At 48.4% G+C, this 21,862-nt stretch carries 19 protein-coding genes and 1 pseudogene; 11 read left to right on the top strand and 9 right to left on the bottom strand.

The genetic code is table 11. The annotated features are described in order from the left end of the window. Positions 1 to 9 precede the first annotated feature (9 nt). Positions 10 to 867 (bottom strand): helix-turn-helix transcriptional regulator, encoded by an 858-nt coding sequence (locus AC2TDN_RS07935; protein WP_482067247.1) that lies wholly within the window; start codon positions 865 to 867, stop codon positions 10 to 12. 174 nt (positions 868 to 1,041) lie between these two features. Between AC2TDN_RS07935 and AC2TDN_RS07940 the strand changes: the two genes are divergently transcribed. The 4 genes from AC2TDN_RS07940 to AC2TDN_RS07955 all read left to right on the top strand — a co-directional run bounded on the left by AC2TDN_RS07940 (position 1,042) and on the right by AC2TDN_RS07955 (position 5,351). Next, positions 1,042 to 2,169 carry a Gfo/Idh/MocA family protein gene (locus AC2TDN_RS07940; protein WP_484687550.1) on the top strand — a complete coding sequence of 376 codons (1,128 nt, stop codon included), beginning with the start codon at positions 1,042 to 1,044 and terminating at the stop codon, positions 2,167 to 2,169. Positions 2,170 to 2,174: 5 nt separating this feature from the next. Then, positions 2,175 to 3,248: a Gfo/Idh/MocA family protein gene (locus AC2TDN_RS07945; RefSeq protein WP_484687551.1), complete on the top strand. Its 1,074-nt coding sequence runs from the start codon at positions 2,175 to 2,177 to the stop codon at positions 3,246 to 3,248. Positions 3,249 to 3,409: 161 nt separating this feature from the next. Further along, positions 3,410 to 4,459, top strand: coding sequence for a LacI family DNA-binding transcriptional regulator (locus tag AC2TDN_RS07950; RefSeq protein ID WP_484687552.1), 1,050 nt, complete (start codon positions 3,410 to 3,412; stop codon positions 4,457 to 4,459). Between the two features lie 196 nt (positions 4,460 to 4,655). Then, positions 4,656 to 5,351, top strand: a complete 696-nt coding sequence (locus tag AC2TDN_RS07955) for an SDR family oxidoreductase (RefSeq protein ID WP_484687553.1) — start codon at positions 4,656 to 4,658, stop codon at positions 5,349 to 5,351. Between the two features lie 200 nt (positions 5,352 to 5,551). Here AC2TDN_RS07955 and AC2TDN_RS07960 read toward each other — a convergent pair whose 3' ends face one another. From AC2TDN_RS07960 to AC2TDN_RS07975, 4 genes are all read right to left on the bottom strand, one after another. Next, on the bottom strand, positions 5,552 to 6,631 hold the full coding sequence (locus tag AC2TDN_RS07960) for a Gfo/Idh/MocA family protein (RefSeq protein WP_482067242.1): 1,080 nt from the start codon (positions 6,629 to 6,631) through the stop codon (positions 5,552 to 5,554). A 33-nt stretch (positions 6,632 to 6,664) separates the two neighbouring features. Further along, the gene (locus AC2TDN_RS07965) at positions 6,665 to 7,612 is read right to left on the bottom strand and encodes an AraC family transcriptional regulator (RefSeq protein WP_482067241.1); all 948 of its coding nucleotides are present in this window, start codon (positions 7,610 to 7,612) and stop codon (positions 6,665 to 6,667) included. A gap of 40 nt (positions 7,613 to 7,652) precedes the next feature. Further along, positions 7,653 to 8,657 (bottom strand): Gfo/Idh/MocA family protein, encoded by a 1,005-nt coding sequence (locus AC2TDN_RS07970; RefSeq protein WP_484687554.1) that lies wholly within the window; start codon positions 8,655 to 8,657, stop codon positions 7,653 to 7,655. 149 nt (positions 8,658 to 8,806) lie between these two features. Further along, positions 8,807 to 9,661, bottom strand: a complete 855-nt coding sequence (locus AC2TDN_RS07975) for a helix-turn-helix domain-containing protein (protein ID WP_484687555.1) — start codon at positions 9,659 to 9,661, stop codon at positions 8,807 to 8,809. Positions 9,662 to 9,791: 130 nt separating this feature from the next. Here AC2TDN_RS07975 and AC2TDN_RS07980 point away from each other — a divergent pair, with 130 nt between their 5' ends. Both AC2TDN_RS07980 and uxaC read left to right on the top strand, forming a co-directional pair. Next, on the top strand, positions 9,792 to 11,084 hold the full coding sequence (locus tag AC2TDN_RS07980; protein ID WP_484687556.1) for a Gfo/Idh/MocA family protein: 1,293 nt from the start codon (positions 9,792 to 9,794) through the stop codon (positions 11,082 to 11,084). Between the two features lie 19 nt (positions 11,085 to 11,103). Then, positions 11,104 to 12,510: a glucuronate isomerase gene (gene uxaC / locus AC2TDN_RS07985; protein ID WP_484687557.1), complete on the top strand. Its 1,407-nt coding sequence runs from the start codon at positions 11,104 to 11,106 to the stop codon at positions 12,508 to 12,510. A gap of 26 nt (positions 12,511 to 12,536) precedes the next feature. Here uxaC and AC2TDN_RS07990 read toward each other — a convergent pair whose 3' ends face one another. Both AC2TDN_RS07990 and AC2TDN_RS07995 read right to left on the bottom strand, forming a co-directional pair. Next, a complete protein-coding gene (locus tag AC2TDN_RS07990; RefSeq protein WP_484687558.1) occupies positions 12,537 to 12,779 on the bottom strand; it encodes a hypothetical protein in 243 nt (80 codons plus the stop codon). 441 nt (positions 12,780 to 13,220) lie between these two features. Next, the gene (locus tag AC2TDN_RS07995) at positions 13,221 to 14,432 is read right to left on the bottom strand and encodes an aspartate aminotransferase family protein (protein ID WP_484687559.1); all 1,212 of its coding nucleotides are present in this window, start codon (positions 14,430 to 14,432) and stop codon (positions 13,221 to 13,223) included. Positions 14,433 to 14,973: 541 nt separating this feature from the next. Here AC2TDN_RS07995 and AC2TDN_RS08000 point away from each other — a divergent pair. The 3 genes and pseudogenes from AC2TDN_RS08000 to AC2TDN_RS08010 all read left to right on the top strand — a co-directional run bounded on the left by AC2TDN_RS08000 (position 14,974) and on the right by AC2TDN_RS08010 (position 16,840). Next, entirely contained in the window at positions 14,974 to 15,579 is a 606-nt protein-coding gene (locus tag AC2TDN_RS08000; protein WP_484687560.1) for a hypothetical protein, read from the top strand. Then, positions 15,510 to 15,701 (top strand): annotated as a pseudogene (locus AC2TDN_RS08005) (transposase); the annotation flags it as partial. The gene AC2TDN_RS08000 and the pseudogene AC2TDN_RS08005, both read left to right, overlap by 70 nt. 116 nt (positions 15,702 to 15,817) lie before the next feature. Continuing rightward, positions 15,818 to 16,840, top strand: a complete 1,023-nt coding sequence (locus tag AC2TDN_RS08010; RefSeq protein WP_484687561.1) for a dienelactone hydrolase family protein — start codon at positions 15,818 to 15,820, stop codon at positions 16,838 to 16,840. Between the two features lie 121 nt (positions 16,841 to 16,961). Here the strand turns inward: AC2TDN_RS08010 and AC2TDN_RS08015 are convergent, their stop codons facing one another. Further along, complete coding sequence (locus AC2TDN_RS08015; protein WP_484687562.1) at positions 16,962 to 17,753, bottom strand: copper amine oxidase N-terminal domain-containing protein; 792 nt, start codon at positions 17,751 to 17,753, stop codon at positions 16,962 to 16,964. A 96-nt stretch (positions 17,754 to 17,849) separates the two neighbouring features. Beyond that, on the bottom strand, positions 17,850 to 18,725 hold the full coding sequence (locus tag AC2TDN_RS08020) for a helix-turn-helix domain-containing protein (protein ID WP_484687563.1): 876 nt from the start codon (positions 18,723 to 18,725) through the stop codon (positions 17,850 to 17,852). A 165-nt stretch (positions 18,726 to 18,890) separates the two neighbouring features. Here AC2TDN_RS08020 and AC2TDN_RS08025 point away from each other — a divergent pair, with 165 nt between their 5' ends. Further along, on the top strand, positions 18,891 to 20,864 hold the full coding sequence (locus AC2TDN_RS08025) for a glycoside hydrolase family 127 protein (RefSeq protein ID WP_484687564.1): 1,974 nt from the start codon (positions 18,891 to 18,893) through the stop codon (positions 20,862 to 20,864). Positions 20,865 to 21,065: 201 nt separating this feature from the next. After that, positions 21,066 to 21,860, top strand: coding sequence for a Nif3-like dinuclear metal center hexameric protein (locus AC2TDN_RS08030; RefSeq protein WP_484687565.1), 795 nt, complete (start codon positions 21,066 to 21,068; stop codon positions 21,858 to 21,860). Positions 21,861 to 21,862 lie beyond the last annotated feature (2 nt).

Here is a 21,862-nt window from a genome sequence, read left to right on the forward strand (position 1 = left end):
GATTGGAGTCTATTCCTGGCCAGCGGAAAGGAGTTGATGCTGCTTGCGGTATTGCTCGGGAGTGAACTGGGTATGGAGCTTAAAAGCGCGGCTAAAGTGTGACGGATGTTTAAAGCCGACCTCGTATCCGACCTCGGTTATCGGCTTAACCGTATCGATAAGATCAATTTTGGCCTGATAAATTCTGCGCAGCATTAGAAACTGGAAGATCGTGCTGCCGGTAACTTCTTTAAACGTTTTAGCTAAATAAAATTTGCTTAAATGAAGCTCCGTTTGAATGCCCGCAAGCGTAATATCTTCTTCGTAATGGCGCTCAACGTATGAGATGATGGCCTGTACATGCTGCTCTTTGGACGATGGGAAGGTAGGTTTATCATGAAGCGGCTTCTGGCATAGCTGATTGATTAATATTAAAAAGTCGAGCATCCGTGCCTGAAAACGCTGCTGTGAAAATGGATCCTGCTGCATGTATAGCTGATCAAGCTTGAGAAGGGTATCCTCAACCTCCGCTTTCTGGTCGCCGCGCAGCTGCAATCTAACATTTTGAAGCTTCTGGAACGGCTCGAGCAGGTCAGGCGTATACAGAGGCTGAATAAATTGCTTGAAATAAAACGGGTCGAAATGAAGGATGGAGCGGACATATTTTTCACTTGGGTCTACATGTGCACGGTGCAGCGTCATTCCATGCATGAGCAGAAGATCGCCAGGCTCAAGTACATAAATACGATCATTGATAAGGTAATTGACCTTGCCGCCATGAAAATAATAAATTTCATAATGAAAGTGGGTATGGTAAGGAATTTGAGCATTAAAATCGGAGCTTGTCCCCATTGTGTAAGGCAAGCTAATTCGTTGCTGCGTGCTCATCATTTTGCCTCCCCTTGTAAATACCCTCATTATACACCAACCACAGTCAAATAAAAGCGTAAACAGGATAATGCGAATGAAGCCTGAGCGATCTTGAAGTGCTACCATAAAGGCAGGTTCAAACGAGTTGGCAAATCAGCTATTTAAACTTTCAAATAAAGGGGCGGCATTCGGATGCAGATCGTTCGTTTAGGTATTATCGGACTTGGAAATATGGGCAAGGGACATATTGGTTACTTATTGAGGGGCGAAGTAAGCGGCGTTGAAGTTACCGCTGTCAGCGACAGCCTGCAGTCGAATCTCCAATGGGCCAAGGAGAAGCTGGGAGATCAAGTAGGCTTGTATGCCGATCCTTATGTGATGATGGATTCCGGCTTGATTGACGGCGTTCTTATCGCTACGCCTCATTACTCGCATCCAGAGCTTGCAATCGCTTCCTTCGAGCGAGGACTGCATGTGCTTTGCGAGAAGCCGGCAGGTGTTTATACAAAGCAGGTTCGCATGATGAATGAGGCGGGCAGCAGGGCGAATGTGAAATTCAGCATGATGTATAACCAACGAACAAATCCGATTTATGTGAAGCTGAAGGAATTGATTGATGCCGGAGAGCTTGGCGAGGTAAAACGGACCAATTGGATTATTACGAGCTGGTACCGCTCTCAAAGCTATTATGATTCAGGGACATGGCGGGCAACTTGGGCAGGTGAAGGCGGCGGCGTGCTGCTCAATCAAGATCCGCATCAGCTTGATTTGTGGCAGTGGACGATCAACATGATGCCGAAGCGTGTCCGTGCGTTCTGTTATTTCGGCAAGCATCGCAATATTGAGGTTGAGGATGACGTGACGGCATTCGTGGAATACGAAAACGGCGCAACTGGCGTATTCGTTACGACAACAGGCGAAGCGCCCGGAACAAACCGATTGGAAATAAGCGGCGACCGCGGCAAGATCGTCATTGAAAATAATACATTAACCTTTTGGCGGCTGCGCGTGTCTGAGTCGGAATTTAATAAGAACTACACTGGAGGCTTCGGCGAGCCGGAATGCTGGAAATGCGAAATTCCGGTCAAAGGCAGCTATCCCGAACATAAAGGAATTACGCAAAACTGGGTAAATACGATATTGTTTGACGAAAAATTGATTGCTCCCGGCGAAGAAGGCATTAAGGGACTAATGCTCTCGAACGCGATGCTGCTATCAACTTGGACCGATAACTGGGTTGACCTTCCGATTGATGAAGAGCTGTTCCATCAGTATTTGCAAGAACGGATCTCGAATTCGGCTTATCAGAAGGAGGATTAAGGACAATGAGCAAAGCGGATGGGATGAAGTATGCACCGAAAGGAAAACCGAATCGAGTAGTGGAGGACGGACAATTCGTAATTGCCGCCGTTCGTCTCGATCATGGGCATATTTATGGAATGTGCAACGGTCTTATTGAAGCGGGAGCGGTTTTGAAATGGGTTTATGATCCCGACTCAACGAAGGTAGAGGCTTTTATTCGCCAGTATCCGCAGGTGAAGGCAGCTGATTCGGAAGAGCAGGTGCTTGCTGATCCTGAAGTGCAGCTTGTGGCTGCTGCTGCCATTACCTCGGAAAGAGGACTGCTCGGCGTACACGTGATGCGCAGCGGCAAGCACTATTTTACGGACAAAGCGCCGTTTACGACGTTAGAGCAGCTGGCGGAAGCGCGTGCCGCTTACACAGAGACAGGGAAAAAATATGCCGTGTATTACAGTGAGCGGCTGCATGTGGAGAGCGCTGTGTATGCCGGTCAGTTGATCGAGCAAGGGGCAATCGGACGTGTGGTGCAGGTGATTGGGCTTGGTCCGCATCGTTTGAACGCAGCGTCAAGGCCGGCATGGTTTTTTGAGAAGGAAAAATACGGCGGCATCATTTGTGATATCGGATCGCATCAAGTCGAGCAGTTTCTTTATTTTACAGGCAATCGCAATGCCAGCGTCGTGAACAGCAAGGTCGCCAATTATGCGAATAAAGACTATCCGGAGCTAGAGGATTTTGGCGATATGACGCTTGTAGGGGATAACGGGGCAACCGGTTATTTCCGCGTGGATTGGCTGACACCAAGCGGCCTTGGCACTTGGGGCGATGGTCGGACGATCATCCTTGGTACGGATGGCTATATTGAGATGCGCAAATATATCGATATTGCCCGTGAAAAGGAAGGCGATCAGCTCTATCTGGTCAATGCCGATGGCGAACAGCATTTGAAGCTGGGAGGCAAAGTTGGTTTTCCTTATTTTGGACAGCTTATCCTTGATTGCTTAAATGGAACGGAGCTTGCTATGACACAGGAGCATACGTTCAAAGCGGCGGAATTGTCTCTGCTGGCGCAGAAGCATGCAACGAAGGTGGAGTAAGCTTATGTGCTGTATACGTTGAATCTTATACGATTAGATGAAGCATCGCTGAGGAGTTGTAATCGTTGTTTTTATGAATCGTGTAATTATGAATTGACAGCGCTTCAGATCATTGGAACCATATGCCCATAAACACGTGTTCATGGAAAGAGGGTCTTTGGTTGAGCAAGGAAATAAACAGCACGGAAATCGCCAAGCTAGCTGGTGTTTCCAGAAGCACGGTCAGCCGAGTAATCAACAATTATGCCAACGTCCCGGAGAAGACGAAGCAAAAAGTGATGAAGGTCATTCAGCAATACAACTATTATCCGAACCTATCCGCTCAAGTGCTCGCAGGGAAGCGTACGCGCACGATCGGCTTATTCATGATTGATTCCGGCCGCGTATCCGGCGACAGCCTTTCAAGCTTGCTGCTTGCGCGGATTATTGACAGCGCTTCTTCTCATGGCTATTACGTGCTAACGCATATCGTTCGGGCTATGAAAGAGCAGGAGGAGACCCGCACGATCAAGGAAAGCTTCTATCAGCGAAGAATCGACGGAGGCGTATTCATTGGAGCAGCGAATCATGAGCCGCTGATTGAGGAGCTAATCGCAGAAGGATTTATGGTCGCGATCGTCGATCAGCATTTGCCGGGACGTTCAGAGCCCAATCGCGTCGTGTTCAACTTCGACAACGAGACTGGCGTAGGCCAAGCGATTGATTATTTAGTGAGCTTGGGGCATAAGCGAATCGGGATGATTAACGGAGATATGAACAGGTACTCCGGTCCTTCCAAATGGAGGGGCTTTCAGGCTGCGATGTCCAGGCATCAGCTGCCGCTCGTCTCGCAGTGGATGCTGCCGGGCGATTTTAACGAGGAAAGCGGCTATCAAGCGATTAAGGATTTTTTGAAGGCGAAGATGGAGCTTCCGTCAGCGATATTTGCGGCGAACGACAGCGTAGCCTTTGGAGCGATACGGGCGCTTAAGGAGTCCGGCATTCGCGTACCACAGGATATATCAGTAATTGGCTTTGACGATCATATTCTGAGTGCTCATTATAGTCCGGCGTTAACGACGATTCGGGTTGATTTTGCCGATATGATGGATAAATTGACTAAAACTTTAATTAATAGCATTGAGAATGGCAGCGAAGCTTTTCAAACGTTTGCCGTAAGCACGGAGCTTATCGTCCGTGATTCTTGTCAAAGCATAACCGCCGAGTCATAGGCATATGCAACCGGAATGCCGCATCTCCCCCTTTACATTTCCTGCTGCTCCAAATGACATGGAGCAGCAGAAGCGTAATTATTGTTTTTTTTTTGGAAAAAAATAAACGCGTGTTTACGATGCGAAGAACTCATTTTTGAGAGTTACGAAAACGCTTCACAGTACGCGGCTGATTGAATAGGAGGAGAATAGCAACATGAACATTCTGATTACAGGCGCTAATCGAGGTCTCGGCTTAGCGCTTGCCACCGAAGCATGCAAACGAGGGCATCACGTGCTGGCTGGCGTTCGCAGTCCAGGCTCTTCTGTAGAAGGCTTGCAGGAGCTCATTGCGAGGTTCCCTGGTCATTTGACGATACTTCCGCTTGATGTCGTGGATGAGAATTCTGTTCGCTATGCTTGCGAGCAGGTGGAGAGCCGAGATATCCGGCTTGATTCTGTTATTAACAGCGCTGCGTTATTGCTGGGCAGAGATCAAAAGCTGGAGCAGCTTGATATGGAGCAGGTGGAGCAATCCTTCCAAACGAATTTATTCGGACCGATTGTCGTGCTCAAGCATTTCTTGCCGCTGCTCCGCAGGGGAGAGAGGCAAAGCATTATCAACATTAGCTCGGAAGCGGGCTGCTATACTGGCGCTTATGGCGGAGACTATTCGTATGCGCTGTCCAAGTCGGCTCTTAATATGTTCTCCGCGCAGCTTCGCCGCGAGCTGGCGCCTCAAGGCTTTGTCGTTCATGCGCTTCACCCGGGCTGGATCAAAACGGATATGGGCGGCGAGAAGGCACCGGGCGACGCGAACGTGTCTGTTGCCGGTATTTTGGATATTGTAGAGCGGAAAACGCAAGCGGATGCACTTTTTATTGATCATAACGGCTACTCAATGAACCTATAACGCTGAGAGGACAGGTCAAATGGCTGGTCTATTTCAAGCTTGAATAAGAGATTGCGCTGGTAATGCGATACATGGACGAACGTTGTCATCAAAATTAAATTGACGGAGGCTATTATGAACTAATGCCTAGAAACAATAAAGGAGCCGCCTGCAAGGTCTAATCAGACCTTGCGAGGCAGCTCCTTTATTGTTGCAGTTGCTTATAGGTATACGGCTTTGCCGGTTTTGGATGATTCATAGATCGCTTCAAGAATTTGCGAAACAACGAATGCTTGCTCGGGTGTTACAACTGGATCAGTGTCCTCGTCGATTGCTTTCAGCCACATTCTCATCTCAAGGTCAGCGTCGCTTTCCGTTTTGCCATCGTAGAAAGCAACTCCGCCTGCCTTCAAATCAACCTTAGTTGTATATAGACGGCTATGCTGTTCGCCATTAATGCGAAGGCCATCCTTCATGTCAGCGCCGGCTTCTGTACCAGATAGCGTACACTTCGCTTCGTCAACTTCAAGCGTGTTAAGCGCCCAGCTGGACTCAAGCACGATTGTAGCGCCGTTCTCCATGACGATCATACCGAATGCAGAATCTTCAACCGTGAACTTCGCTGGATCCCACGGGCCCCAAGCATTAGCTGCGTTTTCGCGCTGCGAAAGCTTATGATACGAAGTGCCAAGCACGACTTTTGGCTTATAGTTGTCAAGCATCCACAGCGTCAAATCAAGTGCGTGAGTACCGATATCGATAAGCGGTCCGCCGCCTTGTTTCTCTTCATCAAGGAAAACGCCCCAAGTCGGAACGGCGCGGCGACGAATCGCATGCGCTTTCGCATAATAGATGTCGCCAAGCTCGCCAGCTTCGCAAATCTTTTTCAAATACTGGCTGTCTGGACGGAAGCGGTTGTTGTAGCCAACTGTCAGCTTCTTGCCTGTACGGCGAGCTGCGTCAACCATGCGCTGTGCATCGTGAGCGGTTTTGGCCATTGGCTTCTCGCTCATAACATGCTTGCCTGCTTCAAGCGCATCGATTGCGATGTTGGCATGCGAGTCGTTCGGCGTACATACGTGAACGATTTCGATGGAGGAGTCAGTCAGCAGCTCTTTGTAATCCGTGTATACTTTAGCGCCTTCAGCGCCATAAAGGGCAGCCGCTTCAATTGCGCGATGCTCGACGATATCGCAAAATGCAACGATTTCAACGTTGGCTAGCTTCTTAAGGCTTGGCAAATGTTTGCCGTTTGCAATACCTCCACAGCCGATAATAGCAAGTTTATATATTTTGGACATGTTAAAAGCCTCCTAATGGTTGGGTATGATCGATCATTGCGGTACGGCTTGGCGTGAGCTCTTCCGGTATTCGGATGGCGTGACGCCAAATTTCTTGCGGAACACAGCGTGCAGATAGTTGCCGCCGGCAAAGCCGGCAAGCTTCGCTATTTTTTCCACGGATTGCTCGCTCTCCTGCAGCTCACGGCATACGACGGCTAGACGAATGTCTTCCAAAATTCGGCTAAAGGTATGCCCGTGATGCAGCTCCTTGAACAGCCGCTGAATATGCCTTGAGCTTAGATTAAGCTTGTCTGCTACGTCCTCCAGCGTGATGAAGCCGTCATAGTTTGCGTAAATATATTCCAATGCAAGTCGGTAGCGGTACGCTTTCATATCACGCGTCGGAAACTGCTTCTGCTCACTCGCGCTGTCGTAAGCGCGAACAGCGCGCAGCAAGATTTGAATAACCGTCTGCTTGATGGTCGTATAGCTTCCGACAAAATTGTCGTTGCAGGCTTGATAGGCTTCAAGAAAGCGCGGCATCGCTTGATGCAGATCGGCCGTTGGGAACAGCGGCAAATTTTTCAGCTTCTCGATGCAATCGCGGGCTTCAGCAGCTTCCCAATCGTCGTAGGAATGGGAAGCGCCGCCGTCATCCTGAGCGCTTCTGTCAATGATGTCCACGTGCAGGCAGAGCTCATCCATCGCTTCAAGGGCATCCGCTTCCTGGTAATGCATAATTTCGGGTCCGGTTAAATAAAGCATGCCGGGCTTCAGTGCGTATTCTTGGTCAACAATGATGACTTTCCCTTTGCCCTGCGGGATAAAATGAAATTCATATTCCGCATGCTTGTGAAATCCGACGATTCTGCCGGGAGGAAATTGCGTCAGATGGAAGCGCAGCACATGAATGTCGTAGGGTCCCCATCTTATGCACAGCTCCAGACGCTCTAGCGCATCCTGGCGTTCATGCATCACCTCATAAGGAAAGTTAGGCATGCGGATTCCTCCTCGGAGTACTGCGTTTTTACTAGTGCGGTTACTCGCTTAGCTCATCGATTCTAACGGCACGATGTTCGCGGGCGGATAGGTTTGCAGCCTCCATCAGCTTGGTCAAATCAATGGCAAGGCTTACATTTTCGTCTGCCGACGTATTGTTTTCGATATGCGACACCCATTGTTCAAAAGCGCTCTCTCTAGCCGCCGGAATCGATTGCGCTGTCCAAGCCTCGGATGATTCTGCGCCTGCTTTCGTTGTGCGAAGCAGCAGCTGATTGTCTGGCGTGCCGTACAGCAGCGTTCCTTCCGTGCCATGTACTTCAAGCGTAAACGGTGAATGATTGTTGACGAAGCCAGCCTCTACAATTCCGATCGCGCCGGAAGGAGCAGACAAGACCGATACCGCGTTATCTTCCACTTCTTTTCCAGTTAAGTAGCCGAAATGAGCCGTTACCTCTTCAGGCATTTCATTTAGAAACAGTCTAGTCAAGTACATCGGATGGCATCCCAAATCGATCAATGCGCCGCCGCGGCACTCTTCCAGGCTGTAGAAATGCTCAGGAAGCCAGTTCGCTGTCGCTCCGTTATGAGACAAACGAGCACGTACAAGCGTGATCTTCCCAAGTACGCCTTGTGACAAAATATCGCGAATCGCGAGCGTATAGCCGTCATTCAAACGAGGCAGCGATACCGTCAATTTTACATTATTTTTAGCTGCTTCATTCAGTATAACGTTTACTTCCTTTAAAGTTGCAGCTACAACCTTCTCTGTGAAAATATGTTTGCCGGCTCTAGCTGCCGCAACCATAACCTCTTGGTGTCTTACGGTTGGCGCATCAACGATAACCGCGTCAATATCGTCGCGCTTGAGCATTTTATCTAGACTCTCATAGTAAGAAACGCCCAGCTTCTCGGCAGCTGCCTGCCCGCGTTCTGCGATTTCATCCCATACCGCAACGATTTCCGTGCCCGGATGCTCCTGCGCTTGCTTCGTATAATCCCATGCGTGTACATGCCAATAACTGATTTTACCAATTCGAATCATCGGTTCATCTCTCCTTGGACGTCTATTAATGAATTGCTATTTCGTATATAAAATTATGACAACAAATATAATCTAACATATTTATCTTCTTATTTTTAGTGCAATTTAATGACTTGATATATACGATATTACGACACATATATCTGCATTTACAAGTACTGCTTGCGATATTCACGCGGGGAAAGACGGGTAATTTTTTTGAAGGTTTTGCCAAAATGGGAAAAGTTGTCGAAGCCGACAGCTGCGGCAATATCCGTAATGCTCATTTCGGGCTCGCGCAGCAAGCGCTGCGCCTCCTTCATACGCGTGAGAATGACGTAATCGGAGAAGGTGAAGCCTGTCATTTCCTTGAACATCCGGCTCAAATAGCAGGGACTGATAAAAAATTGATCAGCGAGCCCGCCAAGCCTAAGCGGCTCCGCAAAGTGAGCGTTGATATAGCGGATCACCTCTGAAATCTTTGCATGCATGGGCGTTGCATGGTGGAGCGGGACAGGCTCATGCTGCTGCATGTATCTGGCTGCGGTCAGCAGCAGTTCGGTTAGTGCGTGAGGCGGAAAAAGCTCATAGCCTTCGGGGCGCTGCCCGATCTCCGCCAGCAGCCTGCGCATCAATTGGTCAGCAGCCAGCTGCTCCTGCCTTGGGAGGCGGATAATATGGGAGGCGTGTCTGAACGGCATGAGCAGAAGGTCGGCATGCTTGCCTGCAAGGCGGTGGATTGTCGCATCATCAAAGTGAATGATGAGCCGTTCATGGGCGGCATCGCCGGTTTGCATCGTTTTATGCAGCTCATGCTTATGGATGAACACCAGGTCGCCTTGCTCGATAGAATAAGAACGATCGCGTATAAAATAGATTCGCTGCCCAGCGAGCATATAGTAGATTTCATAATAGTCATGGTAATGGTCGTCTGCCATCGTAAATGGCGCTGCGCGCTTCGTATATTCTACATACAGCTCAGGTATGGCGCCAAAGCTGCAGATATCGAGCGGAATATTTTTCATCGATTCGCTCCTTTTGAATTATTTTCGCAAAATAAGCGGTATTTTATGAAAAAAAAACATCATATGCAGAGAATTATACCACTCTCATGCAGTAAGATGAAAGTAACGAATCTAGGGAGGAATTAGTATAATGACTAAAAAACGTTATGTATTGGTAGGCAGCGGCGGCAGGGCTGAATTTTTTTATGGAGCTCTTGCAACCGATTTCAGAGAGACGTCTGAGCTGCTTGCTTTTTGCGATATTAATCAAACCCGTATGGACTATGCGAATCGGATTTTAGTGGATAAATATAAATATGAAGCGGTAAGAACTTACAAATCGAATGAATTTGACCGAATGATTGAGGCTGAGAAGCCCGATGCTGTTATCGTGACGAGCATGGACCGTACGCATCATACGTACATTATTCGCGCGCTGGAGCTTGGGTGCGATGTCGTGACAGAGAAGCCGATGACAGTCGATGAGAAAAAATGCCAGGACATTTTGGACGCGGTGGAGCGGACGGGCCGCAACGTGCGGGTAACGTTCAATTATCGCTATGCCCCGCATCATACGAAGGCCAGAGAGCTTATCGCAAATGGGACAATCGGCAAAGTAACGTCCGTTCACTTCGAGTGGCTTCTAAATACGCAGCACGGAGCCGATTATTTCCGCAGATGGCATCGCAATAAGCAAAACAGCGGCGGCTTGCTCGTCCATAAATCGACGCATCATTTCGATCTCGTCAACTTCTGGATCGGCTCGCAGCCGGAATCGGTATTCGCCTTTGGAGATCTTTTGTTCTACGGACGCGAAAACGCCGAGCAGCGCGGGGAAACAAAGTTTTATGAGCGGGCGACTGGAAATCCGAATGCTGAGAATGATCCGTTTGCGCTGCACTTGGACAAAAATGACCATTTGAAGGCGATGTATTTGGACGCGGAGCATGAGGACGGCTATCGCCGCGATCAGAGCGTGTTCGGGGACGGGATTAATATTGAAGACACGATGGGCGTGCTTGTCCGCTATAAAAACAACGCGATCCTAACTTACTCGTTAAACGCATACTTGCCATGGGAAGGCTACCGAATCGCGTTTAACGGAACGAAGGGCCGCCTTGAGATGAACATCGTCGAGCAATCGTATGTCAATTCGGGCGGTAAGAAATCGGATGAGGGTGCTTTGAAGGAGAAAACGATCAAGGTGTTCCCGATGTTTGCTGCACCATACGAGGTTGAGGTGGAGGTAGGCGTCGGCGGCCATGGCGGAGGCGATCCTGTGCTGCTGAACGATTTGTTCGGGACGCCTGTGGCAGACCCGTTCAACCGAGCAGCTAATCATATTGACGGAGCGAGATCGATTCTAACGGGTATCGCAGCAAACCGTTCTATTCAAACGGGGCTTGCCGTACAGATCGATGAACTTGTGAAATTCCACAAATAAGGTAGAGGGGGAAGCGGGAATGAAGCCATTTATGGACGACAATTTTTTGTTATCGAACGAAACGGCAGTCCGGTTATACCATGAGTTTGCCAAGGACATGCCTATTATTGATTATCACTGCCATCTGAGCCCGCAGCAAATTTTCGAGAATACGAGCTTTTCGAACCTGACGGAGGCATGGCTGTACGGCGATCACTACAAATGGCGGGCGCTGCGCGCGAACGGAGTAGAGGAGCGTTATGTTACCGGCGGCGAAGGCGTTACCGATTACGAGCGATTCGAGGCATGGGCGAGAACGGTCCCGCAAACGATTGGCAACCCGCTGTACCAATGGTCGCATTTGGAGCTTCGCCGTTATTTCGGCGTAGATGAGCTGATCAATGAGAAGAATGCCATGTCGATATGGGAGAAAGTCAATGCGAAGCTCGCAACTGGGCAGTATAGAGCGCGTGATTTGATCAAAATGTCGAACGTAGAGGTCATTTGCACGACGGATGATCCGGTTGATTCGCTTGATTATCATATCGCAATCAAGGACTTAGAAGATTTTAACGTGCAGGTGCTTCCATCTTTCCGGCCGGATAAAGCACTCGAAATAAACCGCGCTACGTTTGGTGAGTGGATCGGCAAGCTTGGAGCTGCGGCTGCGAGCACGATTGACAGCTATGATGCGATGCTTGACGCGCTTGCGGCGAGAGTGAAATTTTTTGACGAGGTGGGCTGCAAGGTTTCCGACCATGCGCTTGATTATGTCGCTTATGCCGAGACGACGAAGGGTGATGCTGCCGCTATTTTTGCCAAAGCCTTGAATGGGGAAACGGTAAGCTTGGAGGAGGAGAAGCAATACAAAACGTATACGCTGCTCTTTCTGGGACGCTTGTACGCCGAGCGCGGCTGGGCGATGCAATTCCATATCAATGCGGCAAGAAACAACAGCACCCGCATGTTCGGCAAGCTTGGGCCGGATACGGGCTTCGACTCGATCAACGATAGCGCAGTGGCTTACCCGCTTGCGAAGCTGCTGGATGCTTTGGATACGGATGATGCGCTTCCGAAAACAATCGTTTATTCGCTTAATGCCAAGGATAATGATGTGCTCGGCTCTATTATTGGAAGCTTCCAAGGCGGCGGGATACCGGGGAAAATTCAACTTGGCTCAGCATGGTGGTTCAACGATACAAGAAATGGTATGCTTGACCAAATGAATGCGCTTGCTAATCTGGGCTTGCTTAGCCGCTTTGTCGGAATGCTGACTGATTCACGCAGCTTTCTGTCCTACACCAGGCATGAGTATTTTAGACGTCTGCTCTGCAATCTGCTTGGTGAATGGGTCGAGGCCGGCGAGGCTCCCGGGGATATGGAGCTGCTGGGCGATATGGTTCAGAACATTTCCTATCGCAACGCGAAAGCCTACTTCGGCTTCTAGCGCTTAAGAAACGTTCTGCATTTCCGCTAGTTCGGCGGGGACTGCGGAACGTTTTTTACGTCCAGCCGATAAGCGGCCATCAAATACTTGAGCATTTGCGGCCCGGCAATGTTGGCGGCGACGCCAAACAGCTCGGAATGGGCTGTTTTTCGGCAAAGCAAATAGAAGGCAGTGCCGCCGATGAGCTCGAAGGCGATGAATTCCTTCCATTTCCATGCGGGAATGATGTATATCTTGAATTCTTTGTTTTTGGCAGCGCGTGTTCGCAAAGTAGGAGCCCTCCTGCTTGATTGGGAGCATTACAACCGTATCTAGCGTATGCAGAGCGGCTTATCCATCATTCGTTTTGTTTTGAATGTATAGCGGTATGGCACTGGCAGAGTAACAGGGAGTTCTACGTTGTAGTTAGTGTTTTGGAATGGTTTTGAAAAGTAACTAACTGCGCTACGCTGCAGTTTCACTAATCATCGGTTTTAAGCGATTTCTGTTGCAGTTTCTGCAATGTAGCTTATTTAGGAGGGTGTGATGTAAGGTTTCTGTTGTACTTTCTGCAGTAGAAGAAAGCAGCCAGCTACCAAACATAGCTGCGTCTCATCCCGCTCATAAGAAAAGCTTGAAAAGCTCGCCCATTCTAAAGCGGAATTGGACGAGCTGTTCGATGATCGGCATAAGTGTCTTTGGCTAGGCAACAGCGCAACTGCTGCCTAAGCTTATACTGCTTTCAGCTGGCCGAAAGCGCGGAACAGGATGCTAACCATTTGATCGATGTCCTGCTGGGATACGATTAGTGGCGGTACGAGCCGAATTGTTGATGAATTTAGCGCGTTAATGAGAAGTCCTTCTTGCAAGCAAATTGCGGCTAGATTAGCGGCAGTGCCTTCTGGAACGTCGAACGCCAGCAGCAGCCCTTTGCCGCGAATATTTGAAATTGGAATTTCACAGGTTAGCTTGCGCAAGCTGTCTGCTAGATATTGGCCCTGCTTCTTGGCATTGCCTGCTAAATTTAGCTCCAGCAGCTCCCGAAGTACAGCATAGCCTGCGGCCATCGCGAGCGGCGCTCCCGTGTAGGTTCCGCCTTGATCGCCAGGCTCGAATAGATCGTATTTGCTCTTTGTCAGCATCGCTGACAGCGGGAAGCCGCCGCCAATGCCTTTGCCAAGTGTTATCACATCGGGCATAATGCCGTAGTGCTCATAAGCAAACAACTTGCCCGTTCTGCCCATCCCCGTCTGTACTTCATCAAAAATAAGCAGCATACCGTACATGTCGCACATTTTGCGAAGACCATACAAATACGATTCATCTACAGCATGAACACCGCCTTCGCCTTGTACGAGCTCAACCATAATGGCACATGTCTGGTTCGTAACCGCAGCAAAGCATGCATCAAGGTCGTTAATGGGCACATGCTTAAAGCCGTCTACCTTGGGTGCAAAAAGCTCCTTCCATTGCTCTTTTCCTGTCGCAGACATCATAGCCAGAGAGCGCCCGTGGAAGCTGTTCTTTAATGATATAACCTCATAGGCTCCATTCAAATTTACAGCGCCGTGCTTTCTTGCCAGCTTTATTGCACTTTCGTTCGCTTCAGCGCCGCTGCTGGCAAAAAAGGCTTTGTCCATACCGCTAACGCTGGTCAGCAGCTCAGCGAATTCAATCATGGGTTTATTATAGTAACCGGGGCTTGCATGAACCAACGTTGAAGCTTGACGCGACAACGCCTCCTGCAATACAGCAGGGGAATGCCCCAAGCTGGTGACCGCCCAGCCGCCGACAAAGTCCAAGTAACATTTTCCATCTGTATCCCATATATGCATACCCTCGCCGCGTTCCATCACGATGCTAGGACGGCGTGCCGTAAAAAGTACCGATTTCTCCGCGGTTTCCAATAATGCTGCTGTTGCCGATTTTTCCATCTGAATCATTGACGTGCCTCCCGATAATTCATTCTATTGCATAAATATACAGTATGAAGAATAAAAATTCAACTCCATAAATGAATCTTTCTTTATGATGTAAACTCCACTTGCACTGGCGCGGCGGGGGGGGAGCGCAGCACAACGAAAGATCGCGCGGATCACCAGCCGATTCAAATTCCGAATCTTCTTTCGTATAAAAAACTCCCAAGTATTTCCGTCCGGATCGTCCATGGTGCTCCTTTGATGACAGCGCCAGTATGAATAGCTGGGCTTCAGCGTGCTGCGAATATGAATACGATAGGCTGCAATACCTGCAACAATCGATACAGGAATATGAATAAACTCGCTTACTCAACTCCAAAAAAAACTTCATATTTACATAAATTAGTGCAACTATTACGACTCTTCATGTGTCTAATATATGGTTGAAATAACCATTAATGGAAATTGGATAAAAACGAGGAGGGAATCATCAGCTAACGAAGGGTCTTGATATTTCTAGACAATTAATACCGCATCACAAAATTAAAAAAGGAGCGTGAATACTATGAATTTGAAAAAAACATTATTCTCTAGTCTCGTTGTAATTGTTCTAGCAGCATCTACTAGTATACTTTCTTCGGCAGCAAAAACGAGCTTAAAGGAAACGGATCAGAAACCAATTGATCCTATTTACAAGAAAGCTGTATCTGCTGATACTACCTTTACAGAACCATTAAAATCAAGACGGATTGATCCCTCACTGGATAAAATTAAGCAGAAAAAACAGAAGTCGAAGATAATTGGCAAGCTAAAAGAAAAACATAATAAGGCTTCTTTAACCGATCTGATGAACGTTGAGATTTCATTAAATTTCGATGCATCTGAAGAAAAGTTTGAGAAAAAGCTTAAATATCTAAATTTACCGTACAAAAAAGCAAAATACCAAACATACGAAGTGTCCCTAAATAAAAACCAAATTGAGTTAGTGGAATCCATGGATGATGTAATGCTTCTATCCAACCCAGATGACTATTCTACCCTTACAGAGGATTCTTCAGATGATACTTCCTATCTTTCTCTTAATGCTGCTACTGAAATGACTGGCAACGTGGTTCTAACGAGAACGCAAATGGACTCTTACGGGAGTTCTACCCTAAGGGTCACGATTTAGCCACCGTGACGGATGAAGAACTCGCGAATGCTGTACGCCTCATTAATCACCGCCCTCGTAAATGTCTGGGCTGGAAATCTGCTCACGAAGCATTTATGGAGGAACTGTCGCACTTAGCTTGACAAACCGTCAAATAAAGCCTATATCGGCATTCCGAAACGTCACGTACAAAGCTTCCAATAGAGTCCTTTTCGTTAAAAAAAGGGCGGTAAAACGCAGCCAAGGAGGAGAATTTACGATGTGGAATGGGGATTCTTTTTTAGAGAAGCTTTATGACGAAGCGATTAGCCGACATCAGAATCTATCTAAGCAGGAGGTTCAGAACGAGTGGAAAATAAAGCTAAAGGCGACATTAGGTGATCTGATTGGTCGTTTTGAGCCTAATATAAAACACACCCCAAAGGTGCTCGAACGCGTTCAGTGCGACGGGTACATTCGCGAGCGGGTGGAGCTGTCAGCAACGCCGGAGCTGACTTTTGCCGCATATGTGCTAATCCCAAATGATGCAAAGGGGCCGATGCCAAGCGTGCTGGCGCTGCATGGTCACGGCTATGGCAGCCGTGAGATTGTCGGAATGTTAAAGGATGGCTCGCCTGATGAGGCAGCGCCAGGCATTCATCAGCATTTTGCGGAGCAGCTTGTTAAACGGGGCATGGTCGTGATTGCACCAGATGTCATCGGCTTCGGCGAGCGCAGGCTGTCAGCGGATCTCGCACGTAATCCGGATGCACCGAGCTCCTGCTTCACTCTCTCGACGCAGCTGATGATGCTTGGCAAGACACTAACCGGCTTGCGTGTAACCGAAGCTTTAAAGGCTTTCGAGTACTTGTCCTCACGACCAGAGGTTGACGCGGATCGAATCGGTCTTATGGGCTTCTCCGGCGGCGCCTTGATTGGCTTTGTTGCCGCCGTTCTGGAAAACCGTATACATGCAGCGGTGCTGACAGGATTCACGAATACCGTTAAGGACAGCATCTTCGCCGTCCCTCATTGCATCGATAATTACACGCCAGGGCTGCTTGTTCATGCGGAGCTGCCGGAGCTGATCGGGCTCATTGCTCCTCGTCCGTTATTTCTCGAATCAGGCGAGCAGGACCCGATTTTCCCGGTGGCAGGCTTTCGGAAAGCGGCAGCTGAAATTCAGGCGATTTACGAAGCTGAAGGAGCTGCCGATAAGCTCGAAATCGACGTGTTTCCAGGCAGGCATGAAATAAGCGGGCGGCTTGCTTACGACTGGCTCAAACGGACATTATGTATCTAAAATAGTGATGGCTTAATACGAATATTTAGACTCTTTGAAAAAACATAGCTTTCTCTACCATGCAAAGAGCTTCCTATATAATAGGAAGCTCTGACCGATCTCTATAAGTGCTGGTGAATGATTACTGTTTATCAATGATAATGGCGCTGGAAGTTTCCGCATCCCATGTTACATTGGTGTCCAGTGCCTCGCTCAGAAAACGGAGCGGTACTAGAACTCTGCTGCTTTTTACCTTGCCTGCAACATCAAGACTGATCGCTTTTCCATTAATCGCAGCCGTTTTGCTGCCAAGCATCAGTTTAACCTCGACACCGTCACGTGTTACGGTTACTGTTTTCGATACGCTATCGTAGGTCACTACAGCGTTCAACGACTCGGAGATTGCGCGGAACGGGACAAGCGTTCGACCGCTCTCCATCAGCGGAGATACTTCGAAACTTAGCGTTTTGCCATTTACGTAAATCTTCACTTTTTTATCGCCAAGCTTCACTTTTAGCTTGCTGAGCTTCTTATACTCCACCACGTTAGCAGCATCCTGTGAAACTAGCTCGGCTTGTACATCCACTGCAGCTTTCAGTTTTCCGTTCTCCTCCAATGAAGTGATCACTGCGGTAAAACTATTGTCACTATTCACATTAATATTATATTTCGTTTTAAGCAGCTCAGCAATTCTGGCGCCTGCTGGTTTATCTTTGACGTGTTCATAGGCATTTTCAAGACCGTTCGAGCCATTGCCATAAACAGAATCGCCTACTGTATCTGCTTTACTCTCCGCTTTGTCAGACTTTTTGTTTTCCTCTTGGTTTTGCGTTTGTTTCTTCGTTTCCTTGCTAAGCTCGTTAGGTGCAGCAAAAACAGTCGAAGCCATAAGACTGAGTGAAATGACACCCGCCCAAATTACAAATTTTTTCATTTTGTTCCCTCCGTTAGTATGTATTGTGTTCATTACTAAATGTTCGGGGGGGTCATTTTTTTTGTGTGGGTACTAAAAATAAAGTCTATAGAAATCTTAATTCATATATTGTTTTCTAAACTTAGTCGGCGGCAGGCCTATTTGATGGGTGAAGCAATTCGAGAAGTAAGGGACGTTCTCAAACCCGACGTATTGAGCGATTTCGGCAATAGGCCATTCCGTCTTAAGCAGCAGCAGTTTAGCCTGCTCAAGCCGATACTTCGATAAGTAGTCGATCGGTGTCATGCCATAAACCTGCTTCATGCATCTCGTAATATAGTTGTAGTGAAAGTTGAGCGCTTCCGCCATCGTTTTGCTCGTCACTTCGGTACGGTAATTGTTTTTAATATATGCCTCTGCCTTCTCCGCTAGCGTAACGGATGGGCTTGTATAGCTTTCATTTTGCCGCAAATCCATCATGCGCAGCAGCTCTTCGAACGTCTGCTGCTGCGTCCAGAAGGCGCTTGACTGGCGCTCCCCACCTGCTTTGTTAAGCGTTCGCAGCAAGCGATACGCTTGCTCGGGATAGGGGAGCGTCCATGCTTTTTGGAGATGGAGCGAATAGGGGGGAGTCAGGAAACGGTTGTAATGGGCGTCATGGCTAATGCTGGCATGGTCGAGCGCTGACTGCTCCCACTCACCTACGGGCAGAAAGTGAACCCAGTAGAAAACAGTCCGCTCCTCCGCTGGCTTCACTGAATAATGGGGACGGTCTGGAAGCAGCAGAAGCGTCTGCCCTTCGGTCAAGCTCCATTTCCGATCCTCCTCGCCGATAAATAAACAGCCGGATTCGACGATAAGCAGGTCAAATACGCCCAGTTGCTTCCGGTTCGGATGCTGATCCCCGGGTTTGTGTACGGTAACGCCGCTCTCCAAATAATAGGGCAGCGGAGGCGCGGCGAAATAGACATGATCAGTTGCTTCCAGCATCATCCTTGCTCCCTCCCAGCTTGTGTGAAATTTTATAAGAAATAAGTTATATCCATTCGTATTTATGTTTTATTTTAACCCATACAATAGAAATCAGCAGTATGAAGTTTAGCAGTATGAAGTTTAACAGTATGAAGTTTAATAGATACGGAAGAGGTGCGATATAAGATGGGGCAAATGGTGAGCAAGGATAACGCGAAGCCGGTATCACTTAAGCAAGTTAAAATAAAGGATGATTTCTGGAATTATTATATTAATTTAGTGAGGGACGTGGTCGTTCCTTATCAGTGGGATGCTATAAACGACCGTGTAGAGGGGGCAGAGCGGAGCGGGGCGGTTAGCAACTTTAAGATCGCGGCAGGACTTGAAAAAGGTGATTATTACGGCTTCGTATTCCAAGATACGGACGTGGCAAAGTGGCTTGAGGCGGTGGGCTATCTGCTTGAGATGAAGCGGGATGAGGCGCTCGAGCAGGTTGCTGACGAGATGATCGACATTATCGGCAAGGCACAGCAGCCTGACGGATATTTGTATACGTTCTATACAATCAAGGAGCCCGGCAATAAATGGACCAATCTGACGGAGTGCCACGAGCTCTACTCTGCCGGGCATATGATTGAGGCGGGCGTTGCTTACTATAAAGCGACAGGCAAACGGAAGCTGCTTGATATCGTATGCCGAGTTGCGGATAATATCGCTGTCGTATTTGGCGATGGCCCTGATCAAATTGCCGGCTATGACGGCCATCAGGAGATCGAGCTTGCGCTGGTGAAGCTCTATGAATCGACTGGCAATTGCAAATATTTGGAGCTCAGCAGCTACTTTATCGATAAGCGCGGACAGCAGCCGAGCTTCTTCGAGGCAGAGGCTGACCGCAGAGGCAGAACGACGCATTGGAGCAATAATAAAATCCAAATTGACCCGGCATATTTTCAAGCCCATTTGCCTGTGCGCGAGCAGGAAGCGGCGGTCGGACACGCCGTACGCGTCGTCTACATGCTAGCGGGGATGGCCGATGTTGCGCGGGAGACCGGTGACGAGTCATTAATTGAAGCATGCCGCAGGCTGTGGGACAACATTGCCTCGAAGCAGATGTATATTACAGGCGGAATTGGTACGATGGCTCAAGGCGAGGCGTTCTCCTTTGACTATGATTTGCCTAATGACACTGTATATTCGGAGACATGCGCCTCGATTGGCCTGATCTTCTTCGCCCACAGAATGCTGCAGCTTGAGCCTAACAGCAGGTATGCGGATGTGATGGAGCGCGCCTTATACAATACGGTTATCGCGGGCATGTCGCGCGACGGCAGACATTTCTTCTACGTGAATCCGCTGGAGGTAACGCCGGACGTCTGCGACGGCAAAAATAAAAACTACAATCACGTGAAGCCCGTTCGCCAGGAATGGTTCGGCTGCGCTTGCTGTCCGCCGAATATTGCCCGTTTGCTGGCATCGCTGGGCGAGTATATGTACTCTACGAAAGGGAATACCATTTATTCGCATTTATATATTGGCGGAGAGATGGAGCTGGCGTTAGGCGGTACAAAAATCAAGCTTAATCAGCAATCCAGCATGCCATGGGAAGGCTCGGCACGCTTCGAGGTGTCGCTAGAGCAGCCATCTTCGTTCGCATTGGCGCTGCGTATACCGGATTGGTCCGCGAATGCATCGGTGCTCGTAAACGGGGAGATATATCCTATCGCCAATCAAATCGTAGACGGTTATGCGCGTATCGATCGTCAATGGACATCCGGCGATGTTGTGGAGCTTACGCTCGAAATGCCAATTCAACGCGTTAGTAGCCATCCTTTGGTGAAGCAAAATGCCGGTAAAGTTGCGCTGCAGCGCGGGCCGCTCGTCTATTGCGTGGAGGAAGCCGATAACGGACCGCAGCTCGGACAACTGCACCTGCCGCAGCATGCTAAGCTTGAAGCTGCCTATGTAGAAAACCTCATTGGAGGTATTCAAGTGATCAAGGCGGAAGGACTTAAGCTTCAATTCGAGCAGTGGGGCTCGCAGCTATACCGCTCTAATGCGGATGCTGCCTTTGTGCCGGCGAGTCTTACCTTTATTCCTTATTATGCCTGGGCGAATCGAGGCAAAGGCGAAATGGCTGTCTGGGTGAAGGAACGATTATAGGAGATGCGAATTCCTTTTATTCTCAAAAATAAATATAAGTAGAATATACGGCGATCGCTTTCCGGAATTAAACCGGAGGCGGTCGCTTTATTTGTGGATATATTCTATAGTTTATTGGGTTGACACTATACTTTTTGCATTGTGCAGATTTTTTATTGAAATTACAATTTAAATAATTAAACTTAGGAGTGGACACAAGCGATGATAAGCATTCAGAATGTAGTGGATGAGTTAACGGCACCCGTTGAACCTATTGCAGCTCGTATAGATGGGCTCAAGTTTGGAAATCCCCAAGCGGAAGTCAAAGGCATTGCCGTAACGTTTATGGCGACTCAGCAAGTGCTTGAACAGGCAGTCAAGCTGGGGGCTAACTTCATCATTACGCATGAGGGGATGTTTTACAGCCATCATGATCAGGTGGATTCGATGGATGAGGATGATCTTGTTTATACGGCTAAGAAACGTTTTATCGAGGAAAATGGTTTGGCTATTTATCGTTTCCATGATTATTGGCACCGCTTTCAGCCCGATGGCATTATGGAGGGGCTTATTCATGCCTTGGATTGGCAAGAGCATGTAACGGAATATTTGCCGAGCGCTGCGCTCGCAGCCATTCCTCCAATGAAGCTGGAACAGCTCGCCTTCTATATCAAAAAAAAGCTGGGTATACGATACGTTCGCATAACAGGCGATTTATCTATGAATTGCAGCCGCATCGGTCTGCTTGTTGGCTACAGAGGAGCAGGGCAAAACGCGATTCCTTTGTTCGCCAATCATCATGTAGATGTGATTCTTTATGGCGAGGGTCCGGAGTGGGAAACGCCGGAATATGTGAGAGATGCCGTGTTTATCGGCAAACGCAATGCTCTTATCGTTCTCGGGCACTCGGAAAGCGAGCAGCCTGGCATGAAGCTGCTCTCTGATCGGTTCAGCTTGCGGTATCCTCATATTCCCGTTCAATATTTACCCGTAGATCCCGTTTTTCACGTGTATTAAAT

Source organism: Paenibacillus sp. Y660 (assembly GCF_057221575.1).